Source organism: Enterobacter sp. CM29 (genome assembly GCF_013179605.1).
Lineage (GTDB): Bacteria > Pseudomonadota > Gammaproteobacteria > Enterobacterales > Enterobacteriaceae > Enterobacter > Enterobacter intestinihominis.
This window is the reverse complement of sequence record NZ_JABMCU010000030.1, coordinates 19,365-29,030: the sequence shown is the minus strand read 5'-3', so window position 1 is coordinate 29,030 and position 9,666 is coordinate 19,365. Positions and strand designations below refer to the sequence as shown.

The following is a 9,666-nucleotide window of genomic DNA, read 5'->3' as shown; positions in this document are numbered from 1 at the left end:
TACGCCCGGGATCTCGCCGTTCACAGCGGTATCAAACACCGAAACTTTGATCCCGGCATCCACCGCCTTCTTCACCAGCGCGGTGGAGTACGGATCGCGCCCCTGAGAGAGAATAATCCCGTCGTATTTCTGGCTGATGGCCTGGTTAACGAAATCCTGGAATTTGGCGTCGTCCCCGTTACTTAAAAAGGTGCTGACCTTAAAGCCGAGCTTTTTCCCTTCCTGAATCGCCCCGGCAACAAACTGCGTGGTGTTGTCGTCCGAGCCCAGGTTGCGGATCACCGCGATGCGGATCGGGCCGTCATGGCTGGCAATGGCGGTCGGAACCGGCGCGGGGGTAGCCGCCAGGCCCGGCAGAGAAGTGAGTAACCCAAGAGCTACCAAAGAGAGCGCAATCTTTTTCATTTATTATCCCGTTGTGTTGTCAGCGTTTTTGTATGTAGGTAATCGCCAGCGCTACCGCGAGCACCAGCCCTTTTATAATGTCCATGGCGTAATACGGCACGGAGAGCATCACCAGCCCGTTCGACAGAACGCCGAGGATCACCGCCCCCACCAGCGTACCCAGCGCGTTCGGCTTGCCGGATCCGGCCAGCGAGAAGCCGATCCACGCCGCCGCCACCGCGTCCATCAGGTAGCCGCCGCCCGCATTCACCTGCGATGAACCAATACGCGAGGCCAGCAGAATGCCGCCCAGCCCCGCCAGCAGGGAGGCAATCACGTAGGCTGCCACTTTGTAGCGGGTGGTGCGAATGCCGGAGAGGCGCGCGGCTTCCGGGTTGCCGCCAATGGCGTACATCCGGCGTCCATGGGTGGTCAGCGACAGGCCCAGCTGTGCCAGCATCGTCACCACCAGCATGACGATCACAATGGTCGGCACCTGCCCGAGCAGGCCAAACGCCGCCGGAATGGTCCCTTCCGCCATGTCGCCGCTCGGCAGCACCATGTTCTCGGTAATCGACCCGCCGTAGCTGTAGGTCATCGCCACACCCTGGATGACAAACAGGCTGGCAAGGGTCGCGAGCATGTCCGGAATGCGGAGGATGACGATCAGAAAGGCGTTAAACAGGCCGACCAGCGTACAGAGCGCGAGGGTCAGCAGAATCGACTCGGTGGTGCCGAAGCCGTGCCAGACGAAAAGCGAAATCACCAGCGCGTTCGCCAGCGACGCGGTAGATCCTACGGAGAGGTCGAACCCGCCGACGGTCAGCGAAATCGAGACGCCAACGGCAATCACCGTCACGATAGCGATCGAGCGCAGAATGTTGATGATGTTGTTCGGGTCGAGGAAGCTGTCCGACGCCAGGCCAAACACCGCCACCAGCGCGACGACGGTCAGCAGCATGCCCCACTTATAAAGAAAATCGAAAATCTGCTGACGGCCAGACGCCGCCGTGGTCACTGAAAGGGCCTTGCTCACGACGCCGTTCCTCCGGTTGAATAATAAAGTAGTGTTTCTTCCCGGGCCTCTGCCCCGGCGATTTCCGCCACGATGCGACCGTCCCACAGCACGCAGATGCGGTCGCAGAGCCCGACCAGCTCGGCAAATTCACCCGAGGCGTAAATCACCCCTTTGCCCTCGCGCGCCAGGCCGTCGATCAGCTGAAACAGATCGGTTTTGGCCTTCACGTCCACGCCTTTGGTCGGCTCGTCGAATATCAGCACGCTGGCGTCATTGCGCAGCCATTTCCCGATGGCGACCTTCTGCTGGTTACCGCCGGAAAGCCGACGCAGCACCTGCCCCGGCCCGCGCGTGCGCACGCCGACGCGGGCAATCACCTGTTCCGCCCAGCGCCACGCCTGACGATGACCAAACAGGCTCCAGCGCGAGAAACTGTTATCGGCGCACACGGCAAGGTTCATGCTCACCGGCTCGTCGATAAAAATGCCCTCTTTGCGCCGCTCCTCCGGCACCAGCGCCAGACCGCGTAGCACCGAGTCTGCCGGATCGCGCGGTTTCCAGGCCTGATGGTTCAGCTCGCCACGCGCCACGCGGCTTTTGCTGGCGCCAAACAGCGCCTTGCAGAGTTCCGTTTTCCCCGCCCCCGCCAGCCCGGCAATGCCGAGGATTTCACCTTTGCGCAGATGCAGGGAGATATCTTTCAGCAGCGCGTCGTCGTGCAGGCCTTCCACCCGCAGCAGCATCTCTTCACCGTGCGGCGGTCGCGGGGGCGGATAGATATCGCTCAGCTCGTGGCCGAGCATCTTCTCGACGATCTCCTCTCCGCTCAGATCCGCCATCGGGCCGGACTCAATCAGCCTGCCGTCGCGCAGCACCGTCAGGGTGTCGCAGATGGCCTTCAGCTCGTGAATGCGGTGAGAAATAAACACCACGCCAATGCCCTGCTGTTGCAGACGTCTTACTACCGCAAACAGACGCTCGCTTTCGTGCGCGTCCAGCGGCGCAGTGGGCTCATCAAGAATGAGAAAACGGCAGTGGTGCGAGAGTGCCCGCGCCAGCAAAATCTGCTGCTTTTCAGCCAGCGTGCAGCTGTCGATGGAACGGCGAACGTCCAGCGAAACATCCAGCTGCGCCAGCGCCTGCCGCGCCTGCTGACGAATCGCGCGCCAGCTGTAGCGGTGTCCCGGCTGCGCCAGCTGGTCGAGCATAATGTTCTCCGCAATGCTCAGCCCGGGGATCAGCGCCACGTCCACCTCCTGCTGCACAAGGTGGATACCCAGCCGTTTGGCGTCCAGCGGCTCGCGGATGCTTACCGGCTGGTTGTTAATGCAGATTTCGCCTTCATAACGATCGTGCGTGCCGCACAGCACCGCCATCAACGTCGATTTTCCCGCGCCGTTGGCGCCGGTCAGCGCATGCACCGACCCGCCATTCAGGGTGAAATCCACGCGCGACAGGGCCTGAAAGCCGGAAAAGGCCAGGCTGATACCGCGCATCTCAAGGCGACTGGAAACCATCCGCGTAAATCCTTCATTACTCTTCTGATTTAGCGAATTTTTCACAGCTCCGGTTGACTGACAACGACGGAAAAGGCATAAGATAAAGCGAAATATTATTAGCCATCCGGATGTCCAGACATAACATCGGGTTAGCGCTTGCTAAAAAAGGACAACTTCATGAGCAACACCGATATCCGCGTCGTGCCCGGCCCGGCGAACTACTTCTCTCATCCGGGAAGCCTTGCGCACCTGGATGATTTCTTTACTCCGGAACAGCTTTCCCGCGCGGTGTGGATCTACGGCGAGCGGGCTATCGAGGGCGCACGCCCTTATCTGCCGGAGAGTTTTAACGCGACGGGGGCAAAACATCTGCTGTTTAAGGGCCATTGCAGCGAGCGTGACGTCACTCATCTGGTGAACGCGTCGGGTGGTGAAGCCAGCGTGGTGATTGGCGTGGGCGGCGGTGCGGTAATGGATACCGTCAAGGCCGTGGCGCGTCGTCTGGGCGTGCCGTTCGTGGGCATTCCCACCATCGCCGCCACCTGCGCGGCGTGGACCCCGCTCTCCGTGTGGTACAACGATGCCGGGCAGGCGCTACAGTTTGAGATTTTTGACGACGCCAACTATCTGGTGCTGGTGGAGCCGCAAATCATCCTTAACGCCCCGGCGGAATACCTGTTGGCAGGCATCGGCGATACGCTGGCGAAGTGGTACGAAGCGGCGGTACTCGCCCCTGAACCGGAAAACCTGCCGCTGACCGTGCGTCTTGGCCTGAACGGTGCGCTGGCGATCCGCGACGTGCTGCTGGAGCGCAGCGAAGAGGCGCTGGCCGACCAGCAGCGCGGCGACCAGACGCAGGCGTTTCGGGACGTGGTGGACGCCGTTATCGCCGGTGGCGGTATGGTCGGCGGTCTGGGCGAACGCTATACACGCGTGGCGGCGGCACATGCGGTGCACAACGGCTTAACCGTGCTGCCGCAGACGGAAAAATACCTCCACGGCACCAAGGTGGCCTACGGCATTCTGGTGCAGAGCGCCCTGCTCGGTCAGGAGGACGTGCTGACGCAGCTGGTGGCGGCATACCAGCGTTTTAACCTGCCGACCACGCTTCGCGCGCTGGAGGTCGATATCCATAACCGCGACGAGCTGGACAAGGTCATTGCTCACACCCTGCGCCCGGTGGAGTCGATTCACTTTTTACCGATTACGTTAAGCCCTGACGTTCTGCGCGCCGCGTTTGAGAAGGTGGAATCCTTCAGCCGTTAATCGCGCCGACGGGCTAAACCTAATGATGATTCTCTCCACTCTTGCAACGAGGTCATCATGCAGATCGATTTAACAGGTAAAAAGGCGCTGGTCACCGGCGCCAGTCGTGGGCTGGGTCGGGCAATTGCGCTGTCGCTGGCACGCGCCGGTGCCGATGTGGTTATCACCTACGAAAAATCCGTCGATAAAGCCCAGCAGGTCGTCGATGAAATCAACGCGCTGGGGCGACACGGCGAGGCGATTCAGGCCGACAGCGCCAGCGCGCAGGCGATTCAGGATGCGGTCACGCAGGCGGCGCGCTCCCTCGGCGGGCTGGATATTCTTGTCAATAACGCCGGGATTGCACGCGGCGGCCCGCTGGAGTCCATGACCCTGGCGGACATCGACGCTCTGATCAACGTCAATATCCGCGGCGTGGTGATCGCCATTCAGGAAGCGCTGGTGCATATGTCTGACGGCGGACGCATCATCAACATCGGCAGCTGTCTGGCGAACCGCGTGGCACAGCCGGGGATTGCCGTCTACTCGATGACCAAATCGGCCCTAAACTCCCTTACCCGGGGTCTGGCCCGCGATTTAGGCCCGCGCGGCATTACCGTCAACCTGGTTCATCCCGGCCCGACCAACAGCGATATGAACCCGGAAGACGGCGAGCAGGCGGAAGCCCAGCGCCGGATGATCGCGCTTGGTCATTACGGCCAGCCGGAGGATATCGCAGCGGCGGTCACCTTCCTCGCCAGCCCGGCTGCGGGGCAAATTTCCGGCGCCGGTCTGGATGTGGACGGCGGTCTGAACGCCTGATCGCAAATTTACTGTATGCCTCTGTCGCCCGGCAGAGGCCTGTTCGAGTCGCCTCGACGATTCGCGTTTTGCCGCTTTCTCGCGGTTTTTCTCCGCTCTACAGTACCCCATAAGAAATTCGGAATTTATCTAATAGTCTTATTATTTCCTTATGTTTTGTGTGGGCGTACAGTGGAGGTACGGATGAAGATTGTCTGGTCCAATGGTGCAAAGAAGGCGTTTTCAAAGATTGACGAGCGGTATCAGCGTCGCATTGAGGTAAAGCTTGCTGAGCTGGATGACCGCTCGGCTCCCCGGCCCGATATCAAAAAAATATCGGCGACAGAAGACCATTTCCGGCTACGCGTTGGCGATTACCGCATCATCTATACGCTTCGGGACGATCCCGATGACCATTGTTATGTTTTAGCCGTCAAGCGCAGAACTTCAACGACTTACCTGCATGAGGAGAGTGCCAACTATGGCTGTACAGCTAATCAAGGACGATAACGGGAAAACGCAATACGTTGTTATTCCCTATCATGAATATTTTCGTATGCTCTTACAGATGGCAGAAATTGACGACGAAACCGACGACGACCTGGAGGATATTGAGGTCGAACACGATAGTCTGGATGACGTGGAATTGCCTGGGGAAGTGTGCAGCATCATGACCTGGCAAAACGTCAGCCTACAGGCCGCCTGGCGCATTTTACGCGGTATGTCCCAGCAGGAGGTGGCGGAGAAGCTTGGCATCAGTCAGTCCGCCGTGTCACAGCTGGAGGCGCTGGACTCCCGACCGCAAAAGCGCACCCGCGAAAAGCTGGCGGCAATTTACGGCTGTAAACAGGAGCAGATCAGCCTCTATTTACCAAAAGAGGGTTAACAGCACTTCGCCCCGCCCTTGCCACCGTAGCGGGCATCCTGGCGGTCGCGGAAAAATTCTTCGTAGGTCATTGGCGTCTGATCCGGGTGGTTGACGCGCATATGCTCGACGTAGTTGTCGTAATCCGGCACGCCAATCATCATTTTAGCGGCCTGGCCCAGGTATTTACCTGCTTTGGAAAGGGTGTCGAACATAGTCAGTTTCTCGTTTGTTTCCCTCACCCCGGCCCTCTCCCGGAGGGAGAGGGAGGATAAGAAATGTAGGCCGGGTAAGGCGAAGCCGCCACCCGGCACACGGGTTAATGCGCCCCTTTCGCCTGGGTGACAATCTCGTCCAGGTTCTCAGGCATTGGCTCATACGGCGTCTCTTTCGCCGTTGGCGTGTCGACTTTCAACGCCGCCAGCGCGGTTTTCAGAGAATACAACGCCAGCACCACAACCACCACCATAAAGAAGATGGTCAGCCCGGCGTCCAGACGGTTGTTAAACACCAGCTGGGACAGCTGAGATTCGGTGTACTGCGCCGGGATCTTGCCGCTGTCGATCATCGCCTGGAACTTGTTGGCAATGGCCAGGAAGCCCACCTTGTTGTCCGGGCTGAAGGCTTTCTGCCAGCCTGCTGTCAGGGTACAGATCAGCAGCCACGCCGTTGGCACCAGCGCCACCCATGCGTAACGCTGGCGCTTCATCTTGAACAGGACTACGGCACAAAGCATCAGCGCCATGCCCGCCAGCATCTGGTTGGCGATTCCGAACAGCGGCCACAGGGTGTTAATCCCGCCCAACGGATCGACCACGCCCTGATGCAGGAAGTAGCCCCACGCCAGCACGCACAGTGCCGTCGCCAGCAGGTTAGCCGGGAGTGAATCGGTACGTTTCAGATTCGGGGAGATCACCCCCAGCAGATCCTGCAACATAAAGCGCGCCGCGCGCGTACCGGCATCCACCGCCGTCAGGATAAACAGCGCCTCGAACAGAATGGCGAAGTGATACCAGAACGAGACATCCATCAGCCCGCCCAGCGCACCGTGCAGGATGTAGGCCATGCCCACCGCCAGCGTCGGCGCCCCGCCCGCACGGGAGATAATCGACTGCTCGCCGACCTCGTTAGCGATATGCGTCAACGTTTCAGGGGTAATCGCAAAGCCCCAGCCGCTCACCACCTGCGCGGCAGAGGCGACCACGTCAACAGTGCCGGCCGGGGCCAGTACCGCCATCGGGCTGTTCATCGCGAAGTACACGCCCGGGTCGATAATACAGGCCGAGACCAGCGCCATAATCGCCACGAAGGATTCCATCAGCATGCCGCCATAGCCAATCAGGCAGGCCTGATTTTCATTCGCCAGCATCTTCGGCGTGGTCCCGGAGGCGATAAGCGCATGGAAGCCAGACACTGCCCCACAGGCGATGGTGATAAACAGGAACGGGAACAGATTGCCGGTCCAGACCGGGCCGGTACCGTCAATGAATTTGGTCAGGGCAGGCATGGTCAGGGTCGGGCGCATAATCAGAATGCCGATCGCCAGCCCGACGATGGTACCAATTTTCAGGAACGTAGAGAGGTAGTCACGCGGGGCCAGCAGGAGCCATACCGGCAGCACCGCCGCCACGAAGCCGTAACCCACCAGCATCCAGGTCAGCTGCACGCCGGTGAAGTCGAAGAACGGTGCCCAGGTCGGGCTTTCCGCCACCCAGCCGCCGGAGATAATAGCAAACACCAGGAACACCAGGCCAATGACTGAAACTTCACCAATGCGTCCCGGACGCAGATAGCGAATGTAGATCCCCATGAACAGCGCCAGCGGAATGGTGAAGGCGACGGTATAGGTTCCCCACGGGCTGTGGGTCAAGGCTTTCACCACAATCATCGCCAATACCGCGAGGATGATGACCATGATCATAAAGGTCGCCACCAGCGCAATCACCCCGGCAGTTGCCCCCATCTCCTCTTTCACCAGCTCACCCAGCGAACGACCGTCGCGACGGGTGGAGACGAACAGCACCATGAAGTCCTGCACCGCGCCCGCCAGCACCACCCCCGCGAGGATCCAGATCATCCCCGGCAGGTAGCCCATCTGCGCGGCCAGTACCGGCCCCACCAGCGGGCCTGCCCCGGCAATCGCCGCGAAATGGTGACCGAACAGCACTTTTTTATCGGTCGGCACGTAGTCCAGACCATCGTTATGACGCACGGCCGGCGTCATGCGCGTGCCGTCTACGCCCAGTACCGTCTTCGCGATATAACGGCCATAAAAACGGTATGCGATCAGATAAATGCAGACGGAGGCGACCACGATCCAGAGCGCATTGATCTGCTCCCCCCGGTTGAGGGCGATGTAGCCCAGGGCAAAGGCTCCCACAACGGAGAGCCCTGCCCATATAAGGTATTTCCCTGAGTTGTTCATAATGGTTATCCGTTGTTGTGAAACAGTGAGATGTTACATTTTGTTTCTAGAACAACGGATAAAATTTAACAACTTTGAAACGCAATAATGCGTGGTCAAACCAGACATTTACACCACATTGTTAAGCCGATCACTTTCGTAGCGTCACCGTTCACACTTTTACCTTTTTCGGCCAGACACCGCCTTACGGAATGATTTGTATCATTTTTTTTGGCCATAACCTCGCCAGAATGATCCTGCGCAATCGCGTGCATACAAGGAAAAGGATATGAACAGTTCAGTACCTCAGGATAGTCAGGTCGGGCCGGGCGCGTACTTCGCGCTGGCGTTTGCAGCCGTTTTCTTCTCGGGTCTGTTAGGTGGACAAGAGTGGTACGGCGTCTTTGATTTCACCACCCTCAACGGCGCATTTGGCAAAGTGGTCAGCAAAGCCAGTCTGGATGACGGTACGTTAACCACAGCCAGCAGCGCCTTTCGCGGCACCGGCGGCAGCGGCGCGATGGACGGGTTTATCTTCGCGCTCGGTTTAATTCCCGCGGTGATGTTCGCCCTGGGGATGATCAACGTGCTGGAGCACTATGGCGCCCTGCGTGCCGCGCGAAAACTCTTAACTCCTCTGCTGCGCCCGCTATTGGGGATCCCTGGCACCACCGGGCTGGCGCTGATTGGCAGCCTGCAAAGTACCGACGTGGGCGCGTCGCTTACCCGTAATCTCTCTGATGAAGGGCAAATCAGCGAAAAAGAGAAAGACGTTTTCGCCATGTTCCAGTTCTCCGCCGGGGCGATGATCACCAACTTTTTCTCTTCCGGGGCGATCCTCTTCACGCTGCTCGCCGTTGACGGCACGGCGGCGGTGCCCACCTCCATCGGGGCCTGTATCGCGGTGATGTTTATCATGAAAATTGTCGGCGCCAATCTGCTGCGCCTGATCCTGACGTTTACCCATAAAGGAGACGCCGCATGAGTGCCCCACAGTCCAATCCCGTCATTACCGATGTGTTTATCGAAGGCGCGCGCAAAGGCTGGAGCATTGCCACCAGCAGCACGCTGCCCAACGTGGTGATGGCCTTTATCATCATCAAGGCGCTGGAAATTACCGGCGCGCTGAAAGGGCTGGGCACGATCTTCTCCCCGCTGATGGGCCTGTTTGGCCTGCCGGGCGAAGCGGCCGCCGTGCTGATTGGCGGCTGGATGTCGATGGGCGGCGGGATCGGCGTTGCCATCGGCCTGTTTGATAAAGGCATCCTCACCGGCGAGCACCTGGCGATCCTGGCGCCCGCCATCTACCTGATGGGCTCGCAGGTGCAGTACCTGGGCCGCATTCTGGGGGTGATTGGCACCCGCGCCAAACGTATTCCGCTGATGATCGCCCTCTCGGTGGTCAACGCTTTCTTAGCCATGCTGCTGATGCGCATTATTCTCTGAACAG

11 protein-coding genes are annotated in these 9,666 nt (G+C 59.4%); 6 read left to right on the top strand and 5 right to left on the bottom strand.

Annotated elements, in window-relative coordinates; all coding sequences use genetic code 11:
- The 3 genes from HP459_RS06160 to HP459_RS06150 all read right to left on the bottom strand — a co-directional run.
- On the bottom strand, positions 1–405 hold a 405-nt coding region (locus tag HP459_RS06160), incomplete at its 3' end, for a substrate-binding domain-containing protein (RefSeq protein WP_171936021.1).
- Between the two features lie 19 nt (positions 406–424).
- The gene (locus HP459_RS06155; protein ID WP_063201417.1) at positions 425–1,420 is read right to left on the bottom strand and encodes an ABC transporter permease; all 996 of its coding nucleotides are present in this window, start codon (positions 1,418–1,420) and stop codon (positions 425–427) included.
- Entirely contained in the window at positions 1,417–2,919 is a 1,503-nt protein-coding gene (locus tag HP459_RS06150) for a sugar ABC transporter ATP-binding protein (RefSeq protein WP_171936020.1), read from the bottom strand. The genes HP459_RS06155 and HP459_RS06150 overlap by 4 nt, the downstream gene beginning before the upstream one ends.
- Before the next feature lie 159 nt (positions 2,920–3,078).
- On the opposite strand from HP459_RS06150, the gene HP459_RS06145 reads away from it, so the two are divergent.
- The 4 genes from HP459_RS06145 to HP459_RS06130 all read left to right on the top strand — a co-directional run bounded on the left by HP459_RS06145 (position 3,079) and on the right by HP459_RS06130 (position 5,833).
- Positions 3,079–4,167 (top strand): oxidoreductase, encoded by a 1,089-nt coding sequence (locus HP459_RS06145; RefSeq protein WP_032624688.1) that lies wholly within the window; start codon positions 3,079–3,081, stop codon positions 4,165–4,167.
- A 57-nt stretch (positions 4,168–4,224) separates the two neighbouring features.
- On the top strand, positions 4,225–4,968 hold the full coding sequence (locus tag HP459_RS06140) for an SDR family NAD(P)-dependent oxidoreductase (protein ID WP_038415642.1): 744 nt from the start codon (positions 4,225–4,227) through the stop codon (positions 4,966–4,968).
- Positions 4,969–5,151: 183 nt separating this feature from the next.
- On the top strand, positions 5,152–5,457 hold the full coding sequence (locus tag HP459_RS06135) for a type II toxin-antitoxin system RelE/ParE family toxin (protein WP_159513636.1): 306 nt from the start codon (positions 5,152–5,154) through the stop codon (positions 5,455–5,457).
- A complete protein-coding gene (locus HP459_RS06130) occupies positions 5,429–5,833 on the top strand; it encodes a helix-turn-helix domain-containing protein (RefSeq protein WP_010428455.1) in 405 nt (134 codons plus the stop codon). The genes HP459_RS06135 and HP459_RS06130 overlap by 29 nt, the downstream gene beginning before the upstream one ends.
- Here the strand turns inward: HP459_RS06130 and HP459_RS06125 are convergent.
- Entirely contained in the window at positions 5,830–6,027 is a 198-nt protein-coding gene (locus tag HP459_RS06125) for a YbdD/YjiX family protein (RefSeq protein ID WP_006809671.1), read from the bottom strand. The genes HP459_RS06130 and HP459_RS06125 overlap by 4 nt on opposite strands.
- 104 nt (positions 6,028–6,131) lie before the next feature.
- Positions 6,132–8,237: a pyruvate/proton symporter CstA gene (gene cstA / locus HP459_RS06120; protein WP_038415638.1), complete on the bottom strand. Its 2,106-nt coding sequence runs from the start codon at positions 8,235–8,237 to the stop codon at positions 6,132–6,134.
- Between the two features lie 268 nt (positions 8,238–8,505).
- Here cstA and HP459_RS06115 point away from each other — a divergent pair, with 268 nt between their 5' ends.
- Both HP459_RS06115 and HP459_RS06110 read left to right on the top strand, forming a co-directional pair.
- The gene (locus tag HP459_RS06115; protein WP_045622246.1) at positions 8,506–9,201 is read left to right on the top strand and encodes a nucleoside recognition domain-containing protein; all 696 of its coding nucleotides are present in this window, start codon (positions 8,506–8,508) and stop codon (positions 9,199–9,201) included.
- A complete protein-coding gene (locus tag HP459_RS06110; RefSeq protein ID WP_023305665.1) occupies positions 9,198–9,662 on the top strand; it encodes a YjiG family protein in 465 nt (154 codons plus the stop codon). Before HP459_RS06115 ends, HP459_RS06110 begins: the two co-directional genes overlap by 4 nt.
- Positions 9,663–9,666: the final 4 nt, after the last annotated feature.